The organism is Mycobacterium parmense, assembly GCF_010730575.1.
Classification (GTDB): Bacteria; Actinomycetota; Actinomycetes; order Mycobacteriales; family Mycobacteriaceae; genus Mycobacterium; species Mycobacterium parmense.
The window spans coordinates 2189073-2212967 of record NZ_AP022614.1; the positions used below are offsets into that span (position 1 = coordinate 2189073).

Here is a 23895-nt window from a genome sequence, read left to right on the forward strand (position 1 = left end):
GCCTAGCACTTCCGGTGACTACCCTGGCGACCATGACGGGCTCGGGTCCGGGGTTCTCCGGATTGCAGCGGATGGACTTCGATGCGCTCTACCGCGGCGAGAGCCCCGGCCAGGGCATCCCGGCGATGCACACACCGCCGTGGGACACCAAGGCGCCCAAGGACAACGTCGTCGCGTGGCATGCCGCCGGCCTGGTCCACGGCGACGTCCTCGACATCGGCTGCGGGCTCGGCGACAACGCCGTCTACCTGGCCCGCCACGGCTACCGGGTGACGGGGCTCGACATCTCGCCGACCGCGCTGATCACCGCCGAGCGGCGCGCCGCGGACGCCGGCGTCGACGTCACGTTCGCGGTGGCCGACTCGACCAGGCTCGAGGGCTACGCCGGCGCGTTCGACACCGTGATCGACAGCGGCATGTTCCACTGCCTCGACGACGACGGCAAGCGCGCCTACGCCGCCGCCGCGCACCGGGCGACCCGGCCGGGCGCCACGCTTCTGCTCAGTTGCTTCTCCGACGCCAATCCGGCCGACGGCGACTGGCCGCGGCCGACGGTGTCCGAGCAGGCGCTGCGCGACGTCCTCGGGGGCGCGGGCTGGGACGTGGCGGCCGTGGAGCCGGCCACGATGCGCCGGGAGGTGGACGGCCAGACGGTCGAGATGGCGTTCTGGTACGTCCGCGCGCAGCGGCGCTGACCGCGCCGCTCGGCGCCGGGGAGCAGAGCCGCCGCGCACGCCGGGACCACCCCCGGCGCGCCTTCGGGCAGAGCCTCCGCCGACCCGACCGCTACCCTGTACCGGTGAATCGCTCGTCCCTCGACGTCAATGCGGCCTCGATCCGCGAAGTGTGCGACGCGGGCCTGCTCGCCGGTGCGGTGACCGTGGTCTGGCAGCGCGGAGAAGTGTTGCAGGTCAACGAGATCGGTTACCGCGACGTCGACGCGGGCCTGCCGATGCAACGGGACACGCTGTTTCGCATCGCGTCGATGACCAAGCCCGTCACCGTTGCGGCGATCATGAGCCTGGTCGACGACGGCAAGGTGAGCCTGACGGATCCGGTGGTGCGCTGGGCGCCGGAACTGGCCGACCTCCGGGTGCTCGACGACCCGCGGGGCCCGCTGGACCGCACGCACCCGGCGCAGCGGGCCGTCCTGATCGAGGACCTGCTCACCCACACCAGCGGCCTGGCCTACGGGTTCTCGGTGTCCGGGCCCATCTCCAAGGCCTACCTGCGGCTGCCGTTCAACCAGGGCCCCGACGCCTGGCTGGCCGACCTGGCCACGCTGCCGCTGGTTCACCAACCCGGCGAGCGGGTCACCTACAGCCATTCGATCGACCTGCTGGGCATCATCGCCTCCCGCGTCGAGGACAAGCCGTTCCACGAGGTCCTCGACGAACGGATCCTGGGCCCGGCGGGCATGCCCGACACGGGGTTCTTCGTCTCGGCCGAGGCGCGACGCCGAGCCGCGACCATGTACTCGCTCGACGAGCACGAGCGCCTGCGGCACGACGTGATGGGGCCCCCGCACATCACGCCGCCCGCGTTCTGCAACGCCGGCGGCGGGTTGTGGTCGACCGCCGACGACTACCTGCGGTTCGTGCGAATGCTGCTGGGCGGGGGCACGATCGACGGGGTGCGGGTGCTGTCCGCCGAGTCGGTGCGGCTCATGCGGACCGACCGGCTCACCGACGAACAGAAGCGGCACAACTTCCTCGGCGCGCCGTACTGGGTGGGCCGCGGGTTCGGGCTCAACCTGTCGGTGGTGACCGATCCGGCCAAGTCGGCGCCGCTGTTCGGGCCCGGCGGCCTGGGCACCTTCAGCTGGCCCGGCGCCTACGGGACGTGGTGGCAGGCCGACCCGGGTCCCGAGCTGATCCTGCTGTACCTGATCCAGAACCTGCCCGACCTCACCGTGGACGCGGCGACGGCCGTCGCGGGCAACACCTCCCTGGCCAAACTCCGCACGGCGCAGCCGAAATTCGTTCGCCGCACCTATCAGGCGCTCGGCCTCTAGCACCATGGCCGACCACCCACCCGACCGCATCAGCGGGCCCCGGCTGGTGCTGCGCCGGCCCGTGGTCGACGACGCGGGCGCCCTGTACCAGCGGGTCGCCCGCGACCCCGAGGTCACCCGGTACCTGCAGTGGGCGCCGCACCCCGACGTGGCGGCCACGCGCCGGGTGATCACCGAGAAGCTCAACGTCAGCGACGACGACCGGACCTGGGCCATCGAACTGCGCCACAGCGGCGGGGTCGTCGGGCTGGTCAGCGTCCGGCGCCCGGCGCCGCACTCGGCCGAGATCGGCTACTGCCTCGGAAAGCGCTGGTGGGGAAAGGGGTTGATGTCCGAGGTGCTCGACATGCTGCTCGCCGCGCTGGACGCCGACCCCAAGGTGTACCGCGTCTGGGCGACCTGCAGCGTCGACAACACGCGCTCGGCGCGCCTGCTGGAGCGGGCGGGCTTCTTCCTGGAGGGGCGGCTGGCCCGCCACGCCGTCTACCCCACCATGGGTGCCGAGCCGCAGGACAGCCTGCTCTACGCCCGGATCCTGCGCTGACTAGCCGTCTTCGCCCAGCGCCCGGCGCGCGTACGCCCGCACGTCGGCGTCGCCGTCCTGCAGCGCCATCCGCAGCGCGTCGCGGGCGGCCGGCTCGCAGGTGAATCGGGCCAGGCCGAGCACGGCCGCCTTGCGCACGTCGAGGTGCGCGTCGGCCAGCGCCTCGGCCAGTCGCGGCACCGCGAACGTGGCCACCGCACCCGACAGCGCGCGGGCCGCGCCCTCGCGGACCTGCCACGCGGGCGCCCCCAGCGCCTGCTCGACCAGAGCGAATTCCTGCTCCCCGCAGCCCAATTCGCCCAGGGCAGCCAGCGCGGCGGCCCGCACGAGCGGATCCGGGTCGCCGATCAGCGCGCGGACCGCCACGCCGGCCCCGGCGCCGCCGCCCAGCGTGGCCAGCCCCGCCGCCGCCGCGATGCGGACCTCGCGGTTCTCATCGCCGGTGGCGTCGACCACGCCGGCCACGTCGTCGATCGACACCAGCGCGCGCACCGCCTCGATGCGCACCCGATGGTCGGGATCGTCGAGCGCGCGGCGATACTGGCCGGCGTCGCCGGCGCGCCGGGCGGCGAGCAGGTACACCGCGGCAGCGCGGACCACCGTGTCGCGCGACCCCAGATGCTCCCCGGCCGGCGCCGGGTCGGGCAGCACCTCGACCAACTCGCGGATTGCCTCGGCGCCGGTCCGGCGAACCGCCGCGTCGCCGTCGGACAGCGCCGCGTAGAGGGCCGCGGCGTATCCGTCGGGAAGATGCTCGGTCAGCGTCACGACCGCCGTGCGGCGCACCCCGGCGTCGGGGTCGTCCAGGTATCCCCTCAGGTCGGCGACCGTCGGCTCCGCCAAGGCGAGGACCTCGGCGATACGCGGCGACGGCGGCTCGAACGTGGTTGCCGCCGCGCCGATTCGGGACCCGGCGGTGGCCGGCGCCGGACCGCCGATCAGCTCCGGCTGGTGCACCGGCCGCACGCTCTGGTCCGCCGGCGGCAGGCCGTCGAGTTCGGGGACCGCCACGATGTAGGGGGCCACCGGCCGCTTGAGGAAGGCCATCCCGCCGTCGGCGTCCTTGCGCAGGTTCAGGTGGTAACCCCACTGTCCGTCGTCGCGGCCGGGCAGATCCGCCCGGTCGTGGTAGAGCCCCCAGCGCGACTCGGTCCGGGTCAGCGACGACCGGGCCGCCATCTCGGCGCAGTCCCGGATGAACGACACCTCCACCGCGCGCATCAGCTCGTGCGGATTGCGGGCACCCATCGCGGCGATCTCGTCGCGCATCCGCTCGAACGTGCGCACCGCGATGGACAGCTTGGCCGCCGTCTTGGGCGGCGCCACGTAGTCGTTGACGAACCGGCGCAGCTTGTATTCGACCTGCGGCTGCGGCGGCCCGTCCGGATGCCGCAGCGGCCGGTAGATCAGCTCGTGCGCGGCGCGCAACTGGTCCTGTGGAAGCCGTTGCGGCGCACCGACCTCCCCACGCGTGCCGGCGGCGTGCGTCCCGGCGAGGTCACCGAAGACGAACGCGCCGATCATGTAATTGTGCGGGACGCAGGCCAGGTCGCCCGCGGCGTAGAGCCCGGGCACCGTGGTGCGGGCATGCTCGTCGACCCACACCCCCGACGCGGAATGGCCACTGCACAAACCGATCTCGGAGATGTGCATCTCCACGTCGTGGGTCCGGTAGTCGTGGCCGCGGTTGGCGTGGAAGGTGCCCCGGGTGGGGCGCTCGGTGGTGTGCAGGATGCCTTCCAGCGCGGTCAGCGTCTCGTCGGGCAGGTGTGACACCTTCAGGTAGATCGGCCCGCGTGCGGAGTCGATCTCGCTTTTGACCTCGGCCATCATCTGCCCCGACCAGTAGTCGGAGTCGACGAACCGCTCGCCGCGGGCGTTGACCTGGTAGCCGCCGAACGGGTTGGCCACGTAGGCGCACGCCGGCCCGTTGTAGTCCTTGATCAACGGGTTGACCTGGAAGCATTCGATGCCCGAGAGCTCGGCGCCTGCGTGATAGGCCATCGAGTACCCGTCGCCGGCGTTGGTGGGGTTCTCGTAGGTGCCGTACAGGTAGCCCGACGCGGGCAGGCCGAGCCGGCCGCACGCCCCGGTTGCCAGGATCACCGCCTTCGCGCCGATGGCGACGAATTCACCTGTGCGCGTGTGCAACGCGGCGGCGCCGACGGCCCGGCCCGCGCTTGTGGGGTCGGTCAGCACCCGCACCGGCATGAGGCGGTTCTCGATGCGGATCCTCTCCCGCATCGAACGCTGCCGCAACACCCGGTAGAGCGCCTTCTTGACGTCCTTGCCCTCGGGCATGGGCAGCACGTAGGAGCCCGACCGGTGCACCCGGCGCACCGCGTACTCGCCGTGCTCGTCCTTCTCGAACTTCACCCCGTAGCGTTCCAGCCGCTGCACCATCGCGAACCCGCGGGTGGCGGTCTGATACACGGTGCGCTGGTTGACGATCCCGTCGTTGGCCCGGGTGATCTCGGCGACGTAGTCCTCGGGTTCGGCCTTGCCGGGGATGACGGCGTTGTTGACGCCGTCCATCCCCATCGCCAGCGCGCCGGAATGCCGGACGTGCGCCTTCTCCAGCAGCAACACCTGCGCGCCGTGCTCGGCGGCCGACAGGGCCGCCATGGTGCCCGCCGTGCCGCCGCCGATGACCAGCACGTCGCAGTCCAGGCGGACCGGGGTCAGGTCGGGGATCTGCATCAGGCCGCCACCGGACGGTCGAGCGCGGCCATGCCTTGCCGGCGGTTTGTCATTGGCAGTCTTCGACTTTCAGCGCAGGAGGTAGGGCATGTTGACCGTGACGGCACCGGTCGGGCAGCGGGCCGCGCAAGGGCCGCAGTACCAGCATTCGTCGACGTGCATGAACGCCTTGCCGGTGTCGGGGTCGATCGCCAAGGCGTCCAGCGGACAGACCTCGACGCACAGGGTGCAGCCCTCGATGCACAGCGACTCGTCGATCGTGACCGGCACATCGGCGCGGATGTTGTCGATCAATGTCATCTATGACTCCGTATCATGTTGCCGTGCATGGTTATTCGATCCCCTCGCATACGGATGTACTCGAGGTCGACGGGCCTGCCGTCGTCGAGGCTGGTGAGGCGCTCGAGCATGAGCAGCGCCGCCCCGTCGGGGACCTGCAACGTGGCCGCCGAGTGCGCGTCGGCGGGAATGGCCTCCAGTGCCAGCGACGCCGAGCCGAGCCGGCGTCCGCTCACCTGCTCGATCAGCGCGAAGATGTCGTCGGTCTCCAGCGGATGCTCCAGCACCCGGTGCCCGATGCCCGGGGCGAGGTAGGTCAGGTCGAGGCTTAGGGGCAGCCCGCCCAGGTAGCGCAGCCGCTCGACGTATACCGCCTGCTCACCCGGTTCCAGTCGCAGCCGGCGAGCCACCGCCGGTGGCGCGGTGACCGGCGTGGCGGCCCGCACCTCGTTGCGGACCTTGCCGAGCTCCGTGAACGTCTCCTTCAGGCCCAGCAGCACATCGAGCCCGTGGTCGTACTTGCGCTGCGCGACGCGGGTGCCGATCTTGGGCCCGCGCTCGATCAGGCCCTCGTGTTTGAGAACGCCAAGGGCCTCACGAACGGTGTTGCGGGACACCAGAAATTCGGTGGCCAGGTCGTGTTCGGCCGGCAGGCCGTCGGGGTAGGCGCCGGTGTGGATCTGCCGGCGCAGCACGTCGGCGACCCGCCGGGCGCGGTCGGCCCGCGGTCCGCGGAGGGGTACTGGCTGCGCCACGCCGCCACGCTAACCCGGCAGGGGGCGGTCTCAGGGGCGCCCGAGCGCGGCTCCGAACGGCCCGGCGGCCTATTGCGCCGGGCGCGATTCGGCTTTCACCAGCGGTGACAGCCGTCCGGAAAGCCATTGCGCCACCGCGGACGCCCGCACGGCGTTCCGATCCCGGTGATCCGAACGCGGCGGGCCGCGGTCAGCGCCTCTTGGCGTACCTGCACACCATGTCGCTCTCGCGGAACGTGCCCGTGTGCTGGCGGCCGTTGTCGTCGCGGCCGAAGAAAGTCCATTGTTTCGGGTTCTTCTGCGGTTCGCCGATGAGCTTGACCGTGTAGCGCATCTCGGTCTGGTCCAGCGTGCCGATGAGGTCGCCGACCCGGATATCTCGCGGATGCACGCGAGGCGCGTCCGACCAGTTCAGGGGCATGCGGCCGTCCTCACGCTCATCGACAGCGCGAAGGTTGGCGCCGGTCAGTTACCACCACGCTACACGCGTGCGTCACGCCTCTCCGCGAACCTTCTGCGCGGTCGCGTCACCGTTGAGCGCCGCGGCGTCCGACGGCAGCTCGAAGCCCGGGAACGCCGTGCCCACCGCGGCCGTCGCCGCGTCGCGCTGGGCCTCCATCCGGGCCAGCGCCGCGTCGGTGAACACTGACAACCCGAGGTCAGGGTTGTAGCCGTGGATCTCCTTCACGTCGAGCTGGGCCAGGAAGTAGACGATCTCCTTGGACACCACCTGCCCGGGGACCAGCACCGGGAAACCGGGCGGGTAGGGCACCACGAAGGTCGTCGACACCAGTGTCCTGCCCTCGGCCAGCCGCCGGCCCGCCATGCCGATCATCACGTGCTCACGGTCGGACTCTTCGTATCCGGCGTAGAAGGCCGCGCGCATGTCCCCGAACTGGCAGGCGTCGACCGGGCGGAAGGCGTCGTCGAACTCGCTGAAGTCCGGCAGGTGGGGCAGGTCTTCGGTGATCTCCTCGACGCGGCGCTGCTGCAGCGCGCGGTCGGCGGTGCTGGCCGCCTTCTGGGCGCGATCGAAATCGGTGGCCACCCTGCGCAACACGTCGAGCAGGTAGTGCACGCTCGACCAGGTGACCCCGATGGTGAAGATCAGCAGCACGCTGTTGATGGACGTCTTGTTGATCTGGATGCCGAACCGTTCCATCAGAATCTTCTCGCGGAAGTCGTAACCGTTCATGCCGGTCTTGCCGATGAACAACGTCACCCGCGTCGCGTCCAGCACGAACTGATCGGACCGCCACGCCTCGTTCCACTGCGCAAGGGCGCCCTGCCGGACCTCGCGGTAGGAACTGACCGAGGAGGCACGGAACTCCTCGGGCACCAGGTCGGCCTCGTCGAGGATGCGAAACCACTTGCTGATCAACCGGTCCCGGCGGACGCGATGACGGAAGATCAGGGCCATGTCGTACACCTGCCGGACCAGCTGGAAGCCCTCGATGTCGACCTGCCGGCGCGCCAGGTCCAGCGACGCGAGCAGCTGCTGGTTGGGCGAGGTCGAGGTGTGGGTGAGAAACGCCTCGCCGAACGCGTCGCGGGCGAGCGCGTTGAAATCCTGGTCACGCACGTGGATCATCGACGCCTGCCGCAGCGCCGACAGCGACTTGTGTGTCGAGTGGGTCGCGTACACGCGCACCCGAGCCCGGGCGGGATCGGGCAGCAACCGGCGCTCCAGCCACTGCGACCGGCCCCCCTCTTCCTGCACCCGCTCCATCTGCGCCGCCCACTGCCGGTACTCCTCGGCGTATTCCGGGGAGGCCAGCCGCTGCTCGAGGCGCTCGGCCGACACCATCGCGGTGCGCTGCCGGGCCCACGGCACCGCGGTGGCGAAGGCGTACCACGCCTCGTCCCACAGGAAGCAGATGTCCGGCTTGATCGCCAGCACCTCCTCCATCACCCGCAGCGGGTTGTACACCACGCCGTCGAACGTGCAGTTGGTGAGCAGCAGCATGCGGACCCGCTGCAGCTGGCCCGCCGCCTCGAGGTCCAGCAGCGTCCTCTTGATCGTGTGCAGCGACACGGCGCCGTAGATCGCGAACTGCGCCAACGGGTATGCGTCCAGGTACAGCGGGTAGGCGCCGGCCAGCACCAGGCCGTAGTGGTGCGACTTGTGGCAGTTGCGGTCGATCAGCACGATGTCGCCGGGCCGGGTCAACGATTGCACGACGATCTTGTTGGCGGTCGACGTCCCGTTGGTGACGAAATAGGTGTGGTCGGAATTCCAGGTCCGCGCGGCCTTGTCCATCGCCTTCTTGATGTTGCCGTGCGGGTCCAGCAGCGAGTCCAAACCGCCCGACGTGGACGATGTCTCGGCCATGAAGATGTTGCGGCCGTAGAACTCACCCATGTCCTGCAGCGACTTGGAGTTGAAGATGCTGGCGCCGCGCGCGACCGGCAGGGCGTGGAACTGGCCGACGGGCGCTGCCGCGTACGCCCGCAGCGCGTCGAAAAACGGTGTGGCGAAACGGTTCCGCAGACCCGCAAGTATGGTGCTGTAGAGGTCGGTGACGTCGTTGAGCCGGTAGAACGTGCGGTCGTACACGTCGGGCTCGCTGTCGTCGCCCGCCGCGATCGACTCATCGGTCAGCAGGTAGAGGTCGATGTGGGGCCGCAGTTCGCGGATCCACTCGCCGCATTCCACCCAGTCGTTGGCGCGGTCGGGGATCACCCCCTGCGCGTCCTCGTTGGGCCCCAGCAACGTGTTCATCAGCGGCACGCGGTCGCGGCTGCGCAGGGGCAGGTCGTCGCGGATGATCGCGGCCTGGATCTCCCCGTTGAGGGCGACCGCGGTGATGGCGTCCTCGACGCTCGGCACGACCAGGAACTCGAACTGCACGTCGTCGGACGGGTCGCGCAACGCGCGCAGGCACTCGGCCAGGCTTTCCGGGGCCGTGGTGGGCGCGTCGTCGGCGAGCAGCACGGTGTAGAAGTGCTGCTGTTTGGCCCTGGCCACCAGCTCCTGGTCCGCCAGCGGCGCGGTCGTGTCGAAAAGTCCTGCGCGGTCGCCGTATTCGCTGAGCAAACGCACCGCCAGCGAGACCTCTTCGGCGAGCCGCACCGTGGAGAGCATCTCCAGGTGGGCGCGGAAGGCCGCCAGGTTCTCCGCGCCGGGGTACAGCCAGTACCGCTCGTAGGCGCCGATGCGGTCCATCAGGCGCTTCACCCGGTTCAGCTCGTGGGTCTTGTCCATCCCGGCGAGGTCGACCTCCGCGAGGTGACGGCAGGCGTCATCGAGCAGGTTCCACGTGTCGATCCGCGCGTAGGACGGGTTGGCCACCGCCGCCAGGGCCGAGACCCGGAGGCGTCGCGGCTGGCCGCTGTTTCGAATCATGACCTCACTGTCCTCCTCGAATGACCCCGCGAAACGGCGCGTCAGCCCGGCTCGTCCCCGTTTCCTCGCGGACCGCGGCTGCTCTCCAGCCATCGCAACACGGGAAGCTGCGGGAAATCCCGGCGCCGCGCCGGTAACTCGGTGACGTCGCCGAGCGAGCGCACCACGGCCTGGGTCAGGCCCAAGATGGCGGCCATGACCGGCAGCAGCGGCTGCAGCGGCCTGGCCGCCGAGCGGACCGTGCTGATCCGGCGGGCCACCACCAGGCGTTCGACGCAGTGATACAGCCAGGCGCCGACGGCCAGCGCGTAGATCGACAGCGCCGACGCGGCGATGGCCCACCCGGACGCGGCACACATCACGGCGCCCAGCACCACGGTGGCCGCCAGCCAGCCGGCGACCACCACGCGCAGCTCGAGCCGGGTCACGAGCCGGGCCCCCGGACCGCCCGGGCGGCGGCGCGGATCTGGGGCGTCACCAGCATCACCTGGCCCAGCACCCCGTTGACGAAGCCCGGCGATTCGTCGGTGGACAGCTCCTTGGCCAGCTGGACGGCCTCGTCGACGGCGACCGGCTCCGGGACGTCGTCGGCGTGCAGCAGCTCCCACACCGCGACCCGCAGGACGGCGCGGTCCACGGCCGGCAGCCGGTCCAGCGTCCAGCCCTGCAGGTGCGAGCTGATCAGGTCGTCGATGTGCGCCGCGTGTTCGGCGACCCCACGGGCCGCCAGGACCGTGTACGGGTGCAGCGCGGACACGTCGGGATCGGATTCGGCCAGCGCGATGCGGCCGTCGACCACCTCGGCCGGGCTCAGCCCTCGGGCCTCGGCCTCGAAGAGCAGGTCGACGGCGCGCTTACGGGCCTGATGGCGTCCCCGAAAGGGCCTCGCGGGCCGGCTCACGCGTTGACGCGTCCCAGGTAGCTGCCGTCACGCGAATCCACCTTCAGCTTGTCCCCGGTGTTGATGAACAGCGGAACCTGAATCTCCGCCCCGGTCTCCACCGTCGCCGGCTTGGTGCCCGCGCTGGAGCGGTCCCCCTGCAGGCCGGGCTCGGTGTGGGTGACCTCGAGCTCCACGGTCACGGGCAGCTCGAGGTACAGCGGCGCCCCGTTGTGGAACGCCACCTGCACCGGCATGCCCTCCAGCAGGTACTTGGCGGCGTCACCGACCAGCGACTCCGGCAACGGGTGCTGCTCGTAGTCCTGGCTGTCCATGAAAACGAAATCCGAGCCGTCGCGGTACAGGTAGGTGGTGTCGCGACGGTCCACCGTCGCCGTCTCCACCTTGACGCCGGCGTTGTACGTCTTGTCGACGACCTTGCCCGAGAGCACGTTTTTGAGCTTGGTTCGCACGAAGGCCGGGCCCTTGCCGGGCTTGACGTGCTGGAACTCGACGATCTGCCACAGTTGGCCGTCGATCACCAGCACCAATCCGTTCTTGAAGTCGGCAGTTGATGCCACGGTCGGTGTATCTCCTCGAGGATGTTCGAATGCGTCGCACAGCAGCGCCAACCCATTATCGACCATGGCCGGGCCCCTGCTGCCGCCCGACCTTACCCGCGGCCGCTACCCGGTCGGATCCCCCAGGCAATGGCCGTGGTCTTTCACGATCGTTCCGCCCGGGGCCTTGGCCAGCACCGCCGCCTCGGCGTCCCCCATCGTCGCGCCCCAGCCGCCGAAGTATTTGGTGTTGGAAGCGTTGGTCGCGAGGGCGATGCACCCACCCGGACCACTGGCCAGCAGGCGGCAGTCGCTGATGGTCTTGCGGCACGCCGACATCACCACCTGCTGGGCGGCGTCCTGGCTGGCCGCTCCGTCGACGGTCTGGATGTGCCCGGTGGAATCCGATATCGCCATCGCGATCCAGTTGCTGTCGGCGTGCGAGATCGGTGCCCCCGCGAGCGCCAGGCCGACCGCTATCGGCGCCGCCACTCGTTTGTACATGGAGGAAGGCTATTACGGGCCCGCTGATCCCGCGACCGGCGCGCGATCAGGCCAGAACGGTCAGATCCTTGGGGAACCGGGTCAACAACTCGGGGGTTCCGGCGTCGGGCACGACCAGCGTGTCCTCGATGCGGACGCCCCCACGCCCGGGCAGGTAGACGCCGGGCTCCACGGTCACCACGGAGCCCGCCAGCAGGGTGCCGACGGACGTGGCCCCGATTCCCGGCGCCTCGTGGATCTGCAGGCCGACGCCGTGCCCCAGGCCGTGGCCGAACAGCTCGCCGTATCCCGCGTCGGCGATCATCGTGCGCGCGGCGGAATCCACGTCGCGCAGGCCGGCGCCCGGACTCAGCGCCTCCCGGCCGGCCCGCTGCGCCTCTGCGACCAGCTGGTAGATCTCCTGCTGCCACTCGGCGGCCTTGCCGAGCACGAACGTGCGCGTCATGTCGGAGTGGTAGCCGGCGACCAGCGCACCGAAGTCGATCTTGACGAAGTCGCCGTCTGCCAGCACCGCGTCCGTCGGGCGGTGATGCGGGATCGCCGAGTTCGGCCCGGCCGCCACGATCGTCTCGAACGAGATCGCGTCGGCGCCGTGGTCGATCATCAGGGCCTCCAGCTCCCGGCTCACCTCGCGCTCGGTCCGCCCGGGCCGCAGGCCGCCGCCCGCCACCAGGTCGGTCAGCGCGGCGTCGGCCGCCTCGCAGGCCAGCCGCAGCAGGGCAACCTCGCCGGCGTCCTTGACCTCGCGCAGCGCCTCGACCGTGCCGGCGGCCCGGACCAGCTCGGTGGCCGCTTTGTGCTCCTCGATCGCGCCGGTCAGCGCGTCGAACCCGTCGACGGTGACCACGTTGCTCTCGAAGCCCAGCTTGGCCGCGCCGCCCTCGGCGGCCAGGCCGACCAGGTGGCGTCCCAGGGCGCGCTCGATGGCGATCTCGAGCCCGGCGGCCTGCTCGGCGGCCTGGGTGCGATACCGGCCGTCGGTGGCCAGCACGTCGCCACGGTCGTCGGCGAACACCAGCAACGCGCCGTTCGAACCGGTGAAACCGGACAGATACCGGACGTTGACCAGGTCCGTGACCAGCATCGCGTCCAGCCCGCGGGCACCCATCTGTGCTTTCAGGTTGTGTCGGCGCTGAGAATGTGTCACGACCCTTGACGGTACTCGCTACGCTGATGGCCCATGAGTAACTGGATGGTGCGCGGCTTGGCGTTCGCCGGGTTGATGGTGGTCCTGCGCCTGATTCAGGGCGCGCTGATCAACGCCTGGCAGACGCACGCCGGACTGTTCAGCATCGTGCTGCTGCTGCTGTTCATCGTCGGCGTTGCCGTGTGGGGCGTATTCGATGGCCGGGCCGACGCCGCCGCCAACCCCGACCCGGACCGCCGCCGCGACCTGGCGATGACCTGGCTGCTGGCCGGCGTGGTCGCCGGCGTCGTCAGCGGCGCCGTCTCCTGGGTGATCGCCCTCTTCTACAAGGGCCTCTACACCGGCGGGCTGCTCAACGAGTTGACGACCTTCGCGGCCTTCACCGCGCTGCTGGTGTTCCTGCCGGGGATCATCGGCGTCTCGATCGGGCGCTGGCGGGTGGACCGCAATCCCCCGGCCCGCCGCGAAGGCGAGGCGGACGAGGAGCGCGCCGACACCGACGTCTTCTCCGCCGTCCGCGGCGACGAGACGCCCGCGGCCGCATCGCACTCCGAGTCCCACACCGAGCCCTATCCCGAGGAAGCGACGCAGGAGCGGACGTCCGCGGTGGCCACCGCCGAACGCGAGCACGAGGCACCCACCGAGACGATCCCGACGGGCTCGTGGGGCGGCACGACCGAGTCGGCCCCCGCTGCGGAGGACGACGCGAAGACCGAGGTGATCCGCAGCGACGCCGAGGACCACACCAAGCCGCACCCGCAGCCCGAGAGTTAGGCCCCCGCGAGGTAGCGCAGCGCCAGCAGGTAGCCCTGGATTCCCAGCCCCACGATCACGCCCGTCGCGACCGGGCTCAGGTACGAGTGCCTGCGGAATTCCTCGCGGGCGTGCACGTTCGAGATGTGCACCTCGATCAGCGGCGCGGCGAGCTCGGCGCAGGCGTCGCGCAGCGCCACCGACGTGTGAGTCAGGCCGCCGGCGTTGAGGATCACCGGCTGGCCGGCGTCGGCGGCGGCGTGGATCCAGTCCAGCAGTTCGGCTTCGCTGTCGCTCTGCCGCACCACGGCCCGCACGCCCAGCGCCGCGGCCTCGCGTTCGATCAGGGCGGCCAGCTGGTCGTGCGAGGTGTCGCCGTACACGTCGGGTTCGCGCCGGCCGAGCCGGCCCAGGTTGGGCCCGTTGATGACCTGGACGGTGACGCTCGAGGTCATGCGGCGCCCAGCCCCGCGTATGCCGCCGCCAGTAGCGCCGGGTCCGGCCCGGCCAGCCGGCCGGGCTTGGCCAGCCCGTCGAGGACCACGAAGCGGAGCACACCGGCGCGGGATTTCTTGTCCTGGCCCATGTACTCGATGAGCTGGGGCAGGGCGTCGGCGTCATAGCTGACCGGCAGGCCCAGCAGCGACAGGATGCTGCGGTGCCGCTGCGCGGTGTCGTCGTCCAGGCGTCCGGCGAGCCGCGCCAGCTCGGCGGCGAACACCAGGCCCACCGACACCGCGGCGCCGTGGCGCCACTGGTAGCGTTCGCGCCGCTCGATCGCGTGGCCCAGAGTGTGCCCGTAGTTGAGGATCTCGCGCAGTTCCGACTCCTTCTCGTCGGCGGCGACCACCTGCGCCTTGACCGCGACCGCCCGCCGGATCAGCTCCGGCAGCACGTCGCCCGCAGGGTCCGTCGCGGCGCCCGGGTCGGCCTCGATGAGGTCGAGGATCACCGGATCGGCGATGAACCCGGCCTTGACCACCTCGGCCATGCCGGCGACCAGCTCGTTGTGCGGCAGCGTCTGTAGCGTCGCCAGGTCGGCCAGCACCGCCAGCGGCTGGTGGAACGCGCCCACCAGGTTCTTGCCCGCGTCGGTGTTGATGCCGGTCTTGCCGCCGACGGCCGCGTCGACCATCCCCAGCAGCGTGGTGGGCACGTGCACGATCGACACGCCGCGCAGCCAGGTGGCCGCCGCGAATCCGGCGACGTCGGTGGCCGCGCCGCCGCCCAGGCTGACCAGGGCGTCCTTGCGGTCGATGCCGATGCGGCCCAGCACCTCCCACAGGAATGCGACGACGGGCAGGTCCTTGCCGGCCTCGGCGTCGGGGATCTCGATGCGGTGCGCGTCGGTGCCTCTGGCGGACAGGTGGCTCCGGATCACCTCGGCGGTCTCGGTCAGCGGGGGCTGATGAACGACGGCCACGCGGTGCCGGCCCGTGAGCAGCTCCTCGAGCTCGGTGAGCAGTCCGGTGCCGATGACGACCGGGTACGGCGGGTCGACGGCCACCTGCACGGTGACCGGGTCGTCGGGGCGGGTCACGTGGCCGCCTCCGGAATGTTCCGGGATGACTGCAGTCGCGCGACGATGTAGCGGACCACCGCCCCGGGATTGCGGCGGTTGGTGTCGACCCGGATGGTCGCCACCTGCCGGTACATCGGAATCCGCGCGGCCATCAGGTTCTTGAATTTCTCGACGCGGTCGCCCCCGGCCAGCAGCGGCCGCACGGCGCCACCGCGGGTGCGGCGCGCGCCTTCGCCCGCGCTGATCTCCAGGTAGACCACGGTGTGGCCGGTGAGCGCCTCGCGCACCCCCGGGCTGGTGACGGCGCCGCCGCCCAGCGACAGGACGCCGTCGTGGTCCGCGAGCGCGGCACGCACGACGTCCTCCTCGATGCGACGGAACTCCGATTCGCCGTCGGTGGCGAAGATGTCGGCGATGCTGCGACCGGTCTGCTGCTCGATCACCGTGTCGGTGTCCAGGAAGCCGACCCCGAGCGCCTTGGACAGCCGGCGGCCGATGGTGGACTTGCCGGACCCCGGCAGCCCCACGAGCACGGCCCGGGGGGCCATCACGCGGTACCCCGCGCCGCCGGCGACTCCCGGTCGGCCACCGCGCGCCGGTAGGCCTCGACGTTGCGCCGGGTCTCGGCGAGCGAGTCGCCGCCGAACTTCTCCAGCGCCGCGCGGGCCAGCACCAGCGCGACCATGGTCTCGACCACGACCGCGGCGGCCGGCACCGCGCACACGTCGGAACGCTGATGGATGGCGACGGCCTCGTCGCCGGTCGCCATGTCGACGGTGGCCAGCGCCCGGGGCACGGTGGAGATGGGCTTCATCGCCGCGCGCACCCGCAGCGGCTGGCCGTTCGTCATGCCGCCCTCGAGCCCGCCCGCGCGATTGGTGGAGCGGACCACGCCGTCGGGCCCGGGATACATCTCGTCGTGGGCGCGGCTGCCGCGGCGGCGCGCCGTCTCGAACCCGTCGCCGATCTCGACGCCCTTGATGGCCTGGATGCCCATGACGGCGGCCGCGAGCTGGCTGTCGAGCCGGTTGTCGCCGCTGGTGAACGACCCCAGGCCGACCGGCAGGCCGACCGCGACGACCTCGACCACGCCGCCGAGCGTGTCACCGTCGTTCTTGGCGGCCTCGATCTCGGCGATCATCGCCTGCTCGGCGGCCTTGTCGAAGGCGCGCACCGGGCTTGCGTCGATGGCGGGCAGGTCCTCGGGAGATGGGGGCGGCCCGTCGTAGGGCGCCGACGGCCCGATCGCGATGACGTGGGACAGCACCTCGGCGCCCAGGGCCTGACGCAGGAACGCCCGCGCGACCGTGCCCGCGGCCACGCGGGCGGCGGTCTCGCGGGCGCTGGCCCGCTCCAGGACGGGCCGCGCGTCGTCGAAGCCGTACTTGAGCATGCCCGCGTAGTCGGCGTGGCCCGGCCGCGGCCGGGTGAGCGGCGCGTTGCGCGCCGAGGTTTGCAGGACGTCCAGCTCGTCGGAACCGACCGGGTCGGAGGCCATCACCGTCTCCCACTTCGGCCACTCGGTGTTGCCGATCTCGACGGCGATGGGCCCGCCCAGGGTCAGTCCGTGCCGCACGCCGGCCAGCACCGTCACCGCGTCGCGCTCGAACGACATCCGCGCGCCGCGGCCGTAACCCAGGCGGCGGCGCGCCAGCTGGTCGGCGATCTCGGTGGAGGTGACCTCGACACCGGCGACCATGCCTTCGACGACGGCCACCAACGCGCGGCCGTGGGATTCCCCGGCGGTGATCCAACGCAACACGGGTTACATCTTCCCATGTGGCCCGGCGTGCCCTTAAATCCGCGGTGCGCCGGTCCGATGCGGGCAAGGCGTGCTTGGATTGGGTATGACACTCGACGAGGTCGGGGTCGACGTCGAGATCGCGACCCAGGGCGTCGGCCTTGCGCCGGTGTTCCAGCCCATCGTGTCGCTGCCGGATGCGGTGGTCGTGGGCTTCGAAGCACTCGCGCGCTGGCCGTCGTCGGGCGGGCTCGATCCGTGCGCGGTTTTTGCCCACGCCCGGGCCACCGAACGCACCGACCAACTCGATCGCATGTGCATCGACGCCGCCATCGCGAGCGCGCTGGCCAGTGGCTGGGCGCCCAACACCTTGTTGAGCCTCAACTGCGAGCCGACCGCGGTGAGCATCCGCCGCTCGGAGGACGAGGTGCTGGCGCGCGGCTACGAGGAATTGCAGCTGCTCTTCGAGCTCACCGAGCGCAGCCTCCTCGAGCATCCCCACGCGCTGCTGCACAAGGTCGCCGCCCTGCGCCGTGACGGGTTCGCCATCGCACTGGACGACGTCGGGGTCAATCCGGACTCACTCGCCCTGCTCGACGTCATCTCCCCCGACGTCGTCAAGCTGGACCTCACGCTGGTCCAGTCGCAGCCCGACGACGCCCAGGCCCGCACGCTGACCGCGGTGATGGCCCACCACGAACGGACCGGAGCGCTCATCCTCGCCGAGGGAATCGAGTGTGACGACCACCTCGAACAGGCACTCGCGCTGGGTGCCGACCTGGGGCAGGGGGCCATGTTCGGTCTTCCGCGCCCCGCCGCCGAACACCCCCCGCCCGCGGCCTGGTCGTTGCCGCCGCGGAAGCGGCGACCCGCGGCGGCCGGCGCCTCGCCGTTCGACATCATCTCCGGCCGGCGTCCCGTGCGGACGGCTCGCAAGGAAACCATGACCGCGCTGTCGCGCCACATCGAGAGCCAGGCCCGACGCGCCGCCGACCCGCCGATCCTGCTGGCGGCGCTGCAGCACGCCGAGAACTTCACCGGCCACACCCGCGGGTCCTACCGGAGCCTCGCGACCCACTCGCCGCTGGTGGCCGTCTTCGGCCGCGAACTGCGGGCCGACCCCGGCTCCGCCGTGCGCGCGGTGGACCTCGACCCCACCGATCAGTTGTGCGCGGAATGGGTCGTGCTGGTCCTGGGCCCGCACACCGCCGCCGCGCTCATCGGACGCGAGCACGACGCCGATCCGCGCTCCGACTGCCGCGACGGCGACCGGCGATTCGACTTCGTCATCACCTACGACCGGGCGCTCGTCACCGCGGCCGCGTGCAACATGCTCGACCGGATGCGTTGACCGCGCCCGTCACGTCCCGCGACTAGCCCAGCAGGCTCATCCCGACCGCGGCGGCGGTGGCCGCGCACATCGACGGCCCGTGCGGCACCGCGCGCACGCCGCGCAGCCGCGCGGCCGTCCCGCCCGCCGCGGTCAGCACCGGCGCGGCCAGCGCGGCCAGGAACCACGCGCCGGCGCCGCAACAACCGGCCAGCCCACCCAGCCCCAGGGCCAGCTTCACGTCGCCGCCGCCCATCCCGGTCGGGGCCGCCAGGTGGACCAGCAGGTAGATCGTGGCCAGCGCCGCCGCCCCGGCCAGCGCCGGCGCCCCGCGGCCCGCCCAGGCGGCGGCCACCAGGATCGCGGCGGCCCCGGGCAGCGTCAGCAGGTCGGGCAGCCGGCGCTGCCGGAGGTCGTGCCAGCTCAGCACCGCGAGCCAGCCGAGCACGAGGGCCACTGGGACGATCCGCACGGACGAGACGCTAGCGCGCCGCCTGCAGGGCGCAAGCCATCGCCTCGCGCGGCGCGGGCAGCCCGGTGAACTGCTCCACCTGCGCGAACGCCTGGTGCAGCAGCATCTGCAGCCCACCGATCACCCGGCCGCCGGCGCCGGACACCGCGGCCGCGAGCGGGGTGGGCCAGGGGTCGTAGACCGCATCCAGCAGCAGCGGGATCGCCGCGAAGGTTCCCGCGTACCGCGCCGCGACGTCGGCCGGAATGGTGCTGACCAGGACCTGAGCGGCAGCCACTTCGTCGGCCAGGCCGCTGCCGTCCAGGGCGCAGAACCGCGTCGCGACCCCGACCCGGGCGCCGAGGTCCAGCAGCCGGGCCGCCTTCCGCGCGTCGCGGGCCACCACCGTGACGCCGGCGACGCGCAGCTGCGCCAAACCCACGACAGCCGCCGGCGCGGTGCCGCCCGATCCACAGACCAGCGCCCATCCCGAGGCCACCCCGGCCGCCGACAGCGCGCCGCGGACCCCGTCGACGTCGGTGTTGTCGGCGCGCCAGCCCGACGCGGTGCGTACCAGTGTGTTGGCCGACCCCACCTGCTCGGCGCGTTCGGTGCGCTCGTCGGCGAACCGCAGCGCGGCGAACTTGCCGGGCATGGTCACCGAGACGCCGACCCACTCGGGCCCGAACCCGCCGACCACGCCCGCCAGCTCCTGCGCGCCGCAGTCGATGCGCTCGTAGGTCCAGCCGTCCAGGCCCAGCGCGCGGTAGGCGGCCAGGTGCAGTTGCGGAGACTTCGAGTGGGCGATCGGCCTGCCGAGCACGCCCGCCCGTCTAGCGCGAGCTGTCGAGGACACCGTTGCGCTTAGCCAGCTCGATGTTGGCCAGATGCTGCTTGTAGTCCTTGGTGAACAGCGTCGTGCCCTGCGCGTCGATGGTCACGAAGTACAGCCAGTCACCGGGCTCGGGATGCTCCGCGGCGCGCAGGGCGTCGACGCCGGGCGAGCAGATGGCTGTGGCGGGCAGCCCCTGCGACACGTAGGTGTTCCAGGGCGTGCGCTGGGCGCGATCGGCGTCACTGGTGGCCACCTCGCGCCGGTCCAGCGGATAGTTCACCGTCGAGTCGAATTCCAGCGTGTGGTGGGCGTGCAGGCGGTTGTAGATCACCTGCGCCACCTTGGCGAAGTCCGGCGTGTTGGACTCCTGCTGCACCAGCGACGCCACCACGAGGATGTCGTAGGGCGACAGGCCCATGTCCTTGGCGCTGTCCACCAGCCCGGACTTCATGTACTCCGCGGCCCCGGCGCTGATCAGGCCCGCCAGGATGGTCTCGGGCGTTGCGGAGGGATCGACGTTGAACGTTCCCGGGGCGATCAGCCCCTCGATGCGGCGGTGGTCCTTGCCGAGCTCGGTGACGGGCTCGAGGGCCCACGGCGGCACCGCCAGCGCCGCGGGGGCGCTGTCGGACGCCGCCGCGCGCAGGTCGGCCACCGAGACGCAGTGCTTGCCGCCGTCGAAAGCGGCGCAGGTGGCCCGCGACGTCAGCGTCAGGATTCCCGGGATGGTCACGTTGGTCTTCATGTCGGTGGTGTCGTCGAGCTGCCGGCCCTCCGGGATGACCAGCCTGCCCACCCGGTTGCCGGGGTCGGCCAGCCGCGCGACGGCGTTGGCGGCCGGGATCTCGGTGCGCATCTGATAGAAGCCGGGCTGGAGGGCGTTGATCGCGTTGTTGCCGTGCGCGGCGTTGACGAACGCCCGGACGGTCTTCACGACGCCATCGTGCAGCAACGTCTCGCCCACCATCGTGGTGGAGTCGCCGTCCTGCACCTGGATCACGACGTCGCGCTTGCCGCCGCCCGAGTAGTCGTCGGCGGACCCGAACATGGTGGGCCACAGCTTGACCCCGGCGAACACGACGCCCACGACGACGACGACGATCACCGCCAACGCCGCCCTGCCGGCGAAGCGGCGCCGGCGGCGGTTGCGCTCCTCGCGCCGGCGCGCCCGACGGTCGACGCGGCTCATCCTGCGCCGCGGCGACCCGACCGTCTCGGGCTCAGCACGTTCGCGGCGTGCGCTGTCAACCATCGGCGAGTCCCCCCGCGCTCTGCGGCGCGCGGCGCTCATCGAGCCAGCTCTGCAGGATCGCCACCGCCGCCGCCTGGTCGATCACCGACCGCTGCTCTCGGCCCCGCACCCCGGCCGCGCGCAGCGACCGCTGCGCGCTGACGGTGGTCAGCCGCTCGTCGGCGAGCCGCACCGGGATGGGCGCGATCCGCTGGGCCAGCGTCTCGGCGAGCTGGATCGCGTCGAGGGCCGCGGGTCCGGTGCGGTCGGCCAGGGTCCGCGGCAAGCCGACGACCACCTCGACCACCTCGAGCTCGGCGACCAGCGCGCAAAGCCGGCGCACGTGCCGCCCGGTTCGGTCGCGGCGCACCGTCTCCACCGGGGTGGCCAGGATACCGTCGGGGTCGCTGCAGGCCACGCCGATGCGCACGCTGCCGACGTCGATGCCCAGGCTTCTGCCGCGCCGGGACGCCCGCGCCGTATTGCCCTGGTCGGGGTCGCCGGGCCGGTCGGGCAAGCGATGTTGTGCCGGGACCACTCAACCGACCCGATCGATCTCATCGCGTACCGCCTTGAGCGCCACGTCGATGCCGGTCGGATCCTTCCCTGAGCCCTGGGCGGTGTCGGCTTTGCCCCCGCCCCGGCCGTCGACGGCCACGGACAGGCGTTTGACCAGGTCGTTGGCGCTGATACCCAGGTCCTGCGCGGCCGCGTTGACCGCGACGACGTACGGGACGGCCGACCCGCCGTCGCCGTCAGAGGTCTCGGCGATCAGGGTGACCACCGCCGGCTGACTGCCTTGCTTGCGCAGAATGCCGCCCACGACCGAGCGCAGGTCGGCCGCCGTCGCGGCCGGCATGCGTTGGGCCACCAGCAAGACGTTGCCGATGCGCTCGGGCTCGATCTTGGCCACGGTTGCGGTGAGTCCGCCCTTGCGGGCGCGTTCGAGTTCCTTCTCCGCGGCCTTGAGCCGCTCCACCAGGGTGGCCACCCGCGCGGGCACCTCCTCGGACGGCACCTTCAGCGAGGACGCCAGCCCCGCCATCAGCGCGCGTTCCTTGGCCAGGTGCCGAAACGACTCGAGCCCGACGTAGGCCTCCACCCGCCGGACCCCCGAACCGATCGACGACTCACCCAGGATGGTCACCGGCCCGATCTGCGCCGAGTTGTGCACGTGCGTCCCGCCGCACAGCTCCAGCGAGAACGGGCCGCCGATCTCCACGACCCGCACCTGGTCCGGATAGGCCTCGCCGAAGAGCGCCATCGCGCCCATGGCCTTGGCCTTCTCGAGTTGCTCGGTGAACGTGTGCACCTCGAAGTCGGCCTGCACGGCCTCGTTGGTCACCTCTTCGATCTGGGTGCGCTGCTCCTCGCTCACCGGCCCCTGCCAGTTGAAGTCGAAACGCAGGTAGCCGGGCCGGTTCAGCGACCCGGCCTGAACGGCGTTGGGGCCCAGCACCTGTCGCAGCGCAGCGTGCACCATATGGGTGCCCGAGTGGCCCTGCGTGGCGCCGCGGCGCCAGCCCGGGTCGACGGCGGCGACCACGGTGTCGCCCTCGACGAACTCCCCCGACTCGACGTTGATCCGGTGCACCCACAGAGTTTTGGCGATCTTCTGCACGTCGGTGACCGCCGCTCGGGCGCTCTCGCCGGACCCGGTGCCGCTGATGGTGCCCTCGTCGGCGATCTGGCCGCCGGACTCGGCGTAGAGCGGTGTGCGGTCGAGCACCATCTCCACCCGCTGGGCCCCATCGGCGCCGTGCGCCACCACCGGCACCCGCTTTCCGTCCACGAAAATCCCGAGAATCCTTGCTTCCGAGGATAATTCGTCGAAGCCGGTGAACTCGGTGGGCCCGGCGTCCACCAGCTCGCGATAAGCGGTCAAGTCGGCGTGGGCATGCTTGCGCGCGGCGGCGTCGGCCTTGGCGCGGCGGCGCTGCTCGGCCATCAGCTCGCGAAAGCCGATCTCGTCGACCTGCAGGCCGGCCTCCGACGCCATCTCGAGCGTCAGCTCGATCGGGAAGCCGTAGGTGTCGTGCAGGGTGAACGCATCTGAACCGGAGATCGCTTGTGCGCCCGACCGTTTGGTGGCGCCGGCGACCTCGTCGAACAACTTCGAGCCCGACTCCAGCGTGCGGTTGAACGCCGTCTCCTCGGCGACGGCGATCCGCCTGACCCGGTCGAAGTCGGCGACGAGCTCGGGGTACGACGGCCCCATGGCGTCGCGCACGGTGGCCATCAGGTCGCCGACGATCGGGCCGTCGATGTCGAGCAGCTTGGCCGAGCGGATGACACGGCGCAGCAGGCGGCGCAGCACGTAGCCGCGCCCGTCGTTGCCGGGGCTGACGCCGTCGCCGATCAGAATCGCCGCGGTGCGGCTGTGGTCGGCGATGACGCGATAGCGCACGTCGTCTTCGTGGTTGCCGGCGTCGTATCCGCGCGGCGCGCGCGACGCGACGAGATCGATGACCGGGCGCAACAGGTCGGTCTCGTAGACGTTGGCCACGCCCTGCAGGATGAACGCGACCCGCTCCACGCCCATGCCGGTGTCGATGTTCTTGCGGGGCAGCGGACCCAGGATCTCGAAGTCGGTCTTGCCGGTGCCCTCGCCGCGTTCGTTCTGCATGAACACGAGGTTCCAGATCTCGATGTAACGGTCCTCGTTGGCGATCGGGCCGCCGCCGACGCCGAACTCCGCACCCCGGTCGTAGTAGATCTCCGACGAGGGGCCGCACGGCCCGGGGATGCCCATCGACCAGTAATTGTCCTCCATGCCGCGGCGCTGGATACGCTCGACGGGCAGCCCGGCGATCTCCTGCCACAGTCGCACGGCCTCGTCGTCGTCGAAATAGACCGTCGCCCAGAGCCGTTCGGGGTCCAGGCCATAGCCGCCGTCGTCGAGGCCGCCGGTCAGCAGGCTCCACGCCAGCTCGATGGCCTCGCGCTTGAAGTAGTCACCGAACGAGAAATTGCCGGCCATCTGGAAGAAGGTGTTGTGCCGGGTCGTGATGCCGACCTCGTCGATGTCGGGCGTCCGGATGCACTTCTGGATGCTGGTGGCCCGCGGGTACGGCGGCGTGCGCGCGCCCAGGAAGTACGGGACGAACTGGACCATGCCCGCGTTGACGAACAGCAGGTTGGGATCCTCGAGGATCACCGAGGCGCTCGGCACCTCCGTGTGGCCCGCCTTCACGAAGTGATCAAGAAACCTCTTCCTGATCTCGTGTGTCTGCACTCTTCTTCCGCTTCTTTCTTACTTCGACGTGGGTTCCCAGCCTATTCTGCGGGCAACGCGGCGTGCCG

The 23895-nt window shown here is 71.3% G+C and carries 24 protein-coding genes; 5 read left to right on the forward strand and 19 right to left on the reverse strand.

Going from position 1 to position 23895, the window contains the following annotated elements; genetic code table 11:
* Positions 1-62 precede the first annotated feature (62 nt).
* The 3 genes from G6N48_RS09700 (at position 63) to G6N48_RS09710 (ending at position 2558) form a co-directional block, all read left to right on the forward strand.
* Entirely contained in the window at positions 63-695 is a 633-nt protein-coding gene (locus G6N48_RS09700) for a class I SAM-dependent methyltransferase (protein WP_139825823.1), read from the forward strand.
* Between the two features lie 104 nt (positions 696-799).
* Positions 800-2014, forward strand: a complete 1215-nt coding sequence (locus tag G6N48_RS09705; protein ID WP_085269692.1) for a serine hydrolase domain-containing protein — start codon at positions 800-802, stop codon at positions 2012-2014.
* A 4-nt stretch (positions 2015-2018) separates the two neighbouring features.
* Positions 2019-2558 carry a GNAT family N-acetyltransferase gene (locus G6N48_RS09710; protein ID WP_085269693.1) on the forward strand — a complete coding sequence of 180 codons (540 nt, stop codon included), beginning with the start codon at positions 2019-2021 and terminating at the stop codon, positions 2556-2558.
* Here the strand turns inward: G6N48_RS09710 and G6N48_RS09715 are convergent, their stop codons facing one another.
* The 10 genes from G6N48_RS09715 to G6N48_RS09760 all read right to left on the reverse strand — a co-directional run bounded on the left by G6N48_RS09715 (position 2559) and on the right by G6N48_RS09760 (position 12729).
* Positions 2559-5258, reverse strand: coding sequence for a fumarate reductase/succinate dehydrogenase flavoprotein subunit (locus G6N48_RS09715; RefSeq protein ID WP_085269694.1), 2700 nt, complete (start codon positions 5256-5258; stop codon positions 2559-2561).
* Between the two features lie 69 nt (positions 5259-5327).
* On the reverse strand, positions 5328-5558 hold the full coding sequence (locus G6N48_RS09720) for a 4Fe-4S dicluster domain-containing protein (protein ID WP_085269695.1): 231 nt from the start codon (positions 5556-5558) through the stop codon (positions 5328-5330).
* The gene (locus G6N48_RS09725; protein WP_085269696.1) at positions 5555-6292 is read right to left on the reverse strand and encodes a GntR family transcriptional regulator; all 738 of its coding nucleotides are present in this window, start codon (positions 6290-6292) and stop codon (positions 5555-5557) included. The genes G6N48_RS09720 and G6N48_RS09725 overlap by 4 nt, the downstream gene beginning before the upstream one ends.
* Before the next feature lie 190 nt (positions 6293-6482).
* A complete protein-coding gene (locus G6N48_RS09730; RefSeq protein WP_085269697.1) occupies positions 6483-6713 on the reverse strand; it encodes a hypothetical protein in 231 nt (76 codons plus the stop codon).
* Between the two features lie 72 nt (positions 6714-6785).
* Positions 6786-9638: an aminotransferase class I/II-fold pyridoxal phosphate-dependent enzyme gene (locus G6N48_RS09735; RefSeq protein ID WP_085269698.1), complete on the reverse strand. Its 2853-nt coding sequence runs from the start codon at positions 9636-9638 to the stop codon at positions 6786-6788.
* A 41-nt stretch (positions 9639-9679) separates the two neighbouring features.
* Positions 9680-10066, reverse strand: coding sequence for an antitermination protein NusB (locus tag G6N48_RS09740; RefSeq protein ID WP_085269699.1), 387 nt, complete (start codon positions 10064-10066; stop codon positions 9680-9682).
* Complete coding sequence (gene nusB / locus G6N48_RS09745) at positions 10063-10539, reverse strand: transcription antitermination factor NusB (RefSeq protein ID WP_085269700.1); 477 nt, start codon at positions 10537-10539, stop codon at positions 10063-10065. The genes G6N48_RS09740 and nusB overlap by 4 nt, the downstream gene beginning before the upstream one ends.
* Positions 10536-11099, reverse strand: coding sequence for an elongation factor P (efp, locus tag G6N48_RS09750; protein WP_085269701.1), 564 nt, complete (start codon positions 11097-11099; stop codon positions 10536-10538). The genes nusB and efp overlap by 4 nt, the downstream gene beginning before the upstream one ends.
* Before the next feature lie 105 nt (positions 11100-11204).
* Positions 11205-11582: a DUF4189 domain-containing protein gene (locus G6N48_RS09755; RefSeq protein ID WP_085269702.1), complete on the reverse strand. Its 378-nt coding sequence runs from the start codon at positions 11580-11582 to the stop codon at positions 11205-11207.
* A 46-nt stretch (positions 11583-11628) separates the two neighbouring features.
* Positions 11629-12729, reverse strand: coding sequence for a M24 family metallopeptidase (locus G6N48_RS09760; RefSeq protein WP_085269703.1), 1101 nt, complete (start codon positions 12727-12729; stop codon positions 11629-11631).
* Positions 12730-12762: 33 nt separating this feature from the next.
* On the opposite strand from G6N48_RS09760, the gene G6N48_RS09765 reads away from it, so the two are divergent.
* Positions 12763-13503 (forward strand): B-4DMT family transporter, encoded by a 741-nt coding sequence (locus tag G6N48_RS09765; RefSeq protein ID WP_085269704.1) that lies wholly within the window; start codon positions 12763-12765, stop codon positions 13501-13503.
* Here G6N48_RS09765 and aroQ read toward each other — a convergent pair.
* From aroQ to aroC, 4 genes are read right to left on the reverse strand one after another with little or no spacing between them, the layout of a single operon-like run.
* Positions 13500-13937: a type II 3-dehydroquinate dehydratase gene (aroQ, locus tag G6N48_RS09770; protein WP_085269705.1), complete on the reverse strand. Its 438-nt coding sequence runs from the start codon at positions 13935-13937 to the stop codon at positions 13500-13502. The genes G6N48_RS09765 and aroQ overlap by 4 nt on opposite strands.
* Positions 13934-15022 (reverse strand): 3-dehydroquinate synthase, encoded by a 1089-nt coding sequence (aroB, locus tag G6N48_RS09775; RefSeq protein WP_085269706.1) that lies wholly within the window; start codon positions 15020-15022, stop codon positions 13934-13936. The genes aroQ and aroB overlap by 4 nt, the downstream gene beginning before the upstream one ends.
* Positions 15019-15552: a shikimate kinase gene (locus G6N48_RS09780; RefSeq protein WP_085269707.1), complete on the reverse strand. Its 534-nt coding sequence runs from the start codon at positions 15550-15552 to the stop codon at positions 15019-15021. The genes aroB and G6N48_RS09780 overlap by 4 nt, the downstream gene beginning before the upstream one ends.
* Positions 15552-16766, reverse strand: coding sequence for a chorismate synthase (gene aroC, locus G6N48_RS09785; protein ID WP_085269708.1), 1215 nt, complete (start codon positions 16764-16766; stop codon positions 15552-15554). Before aroC ends, G6N48_RS09780 begins: the two co-directional genes overlap by 1 nt.
* A gap of 85 nt (positions 16767-16851) precedes the next feature.
* Between aroC and G6N48_RS09790 the strand changes: the two genes are divergently transcribed.
* A complete protein-coding gene (locus tag G6N48_RS09790; RefSeq protein ID WP_085269709.1) occupies positions 16852-18096 on the forward strand; it encodes a sensor domain-containing phosphodiesterase in 1245 nt (414 codons plus the stop codon).
* A gap of 22 nt (positions 18097-18118) precedes the next feature.
* Here G6N48_RS09790 and G6N48_RS09795 read toward each other — a convergent pair whose 3' ends face one another.
* The 5 genes from G6N48_RS09795 to alaS are packed head-to-tail and all read right to left on the reverse strand — an operon-like array spanning position 18119 to position 23827.
* On the reverse strand, positions 18119-18547 hold the full coding sequence (locus G6N48_RS09795; protein ID WP_085269710.1) for a prepilin peptidase: 429 nt from the start codon (positions 18545-18547) through the stop codon (positions 18119-18121).
* A gap of 10 nt (positions 18548-18557) precedes the next feature.
* Positions 18558-19382 (reverse strand): shikimate dehydrogenase, encoded by an 825-nt coding sequence (locus G6N48_RS09800; RefSeq protein ID WP_085269711.1) that lies wholly within the window; start codon positions 19380-19382, stop codon positions 18558-18560.
* Positions 19360-20613 carry an endolytic transglycosylase MltG gene (locus G6N48_RS09805; protein ID WP_085269712.1) on the reverse strand — a complete coding sequence of 418 codons (1254 nt, stop codon included), beginning with the start codon at positions 20611-20613 and terminating at the stop codon, positions 19360-19362. Before G6N48_RS09805 ends, G6N48_RS09800 begins: the two co-directional genes overlap by 23 nt.
* On the reverse strand, positions 20606-21130 hold the full coding sequence (gene ruvX, locus G6N48_RS09810; protein ID WP_085269713.1) for a Holliday junction resolvase RuvX: 525 nt from the start codon (positions 21128-21130) through the stop codon (positions 20606-20608). The genes G6N48_RS09805 and ruvX overlap by 8 nt, the downstream gene beginning before the upstream one ends.
* Positions 21131-23827 (reverse strand): alanine--tRNA ligase, encoded by a 2697-nt coding sequence (gene alaS, locus G6N48_RS09815; protein ID WP_085269714.1) that lies wholly within the window; start codon positions 23825-23827, stop codon positions 21131-21133.
* Positions 23828-23895 lie beyond the last annotated feature (68 nt).

Coding starts and splice junctions, on each gene's coding strand:
- G6N48_RS09790 (WP_085269709.1), top strand. CDS start 16,852: ATGACACTCGACGAGGTCGGGGTCGACGTCGAGATCGCGACCCAGGGC.
- G6N48_RS09765 (WP_085269704.1), top strand. CDS start 12,763: ATGAGTAACTGGATGGTGCGCGGCTTGGCGTTCGCCGGGTTGATGGTG.
- G6N48_RS09715 (WP_085269694.1), bottom strand. CDS start 5,258: ATGCAGATCCCCGACCTGACCCCGGTCCGCCTGGACTGCGACGTGCTG.
- G6N48_RS09735 (WP_085269698.1), bottom strand. CDS start 9,638: ATGATTCGAAACAGCGGCCAGCCGCGACGCCTCCGGGTCTCGGCCCTG.
- G6N48_RS09755 (WP_085269702.1), bottom strand. CDS start 11,582: ATGTACAAACGAGTGGCGGCGCCGATAGCGGTCGGCCTGGCGCTCGCG.
- G6N48_RS09710 (WP_085269693.1), top strand. CDS start 2,019: ATGGCCGACCACCCACCCGACCGCATCAGCGGGCCCCGGCTGGTGCTG.
- aroQ (WP_085269705.1), bottom strand. CDS start 13,937: ATGACCTCGAGCGTCACCGTCCAGGTCATCAACGGGCCCAACCTGGGC.
- G6N48_RS09720 (WP_085269695.1), bottom strand. CDS start 5,558: ATGACATTGATCGACAACATCCGCGCCGATGTGCCGGTCACGATCGAC.
- G6N48_RS09805 (WP_085269712.1), bottom strand. CDS start 20,613: ATGGTTGACAGCGCACGCCGCGAACGTGCTGAGCCCGAGACGGTCGGG.
- G6N48_RS09780 (WP_085269707.1), bottom strand. CDS start 15,552: ATGGCCCCCCGGGCCGTGCTCGTGGGGCTGCCGGGGTCCGGCAAGTCC.
- G6N48_RS09730 (WP_085269697.1), bottom strand. CDS start 6,713: ATGCCCCTGAACTGGTCGGACGCGCCTCGCGTGCATCCGCGAGATATC.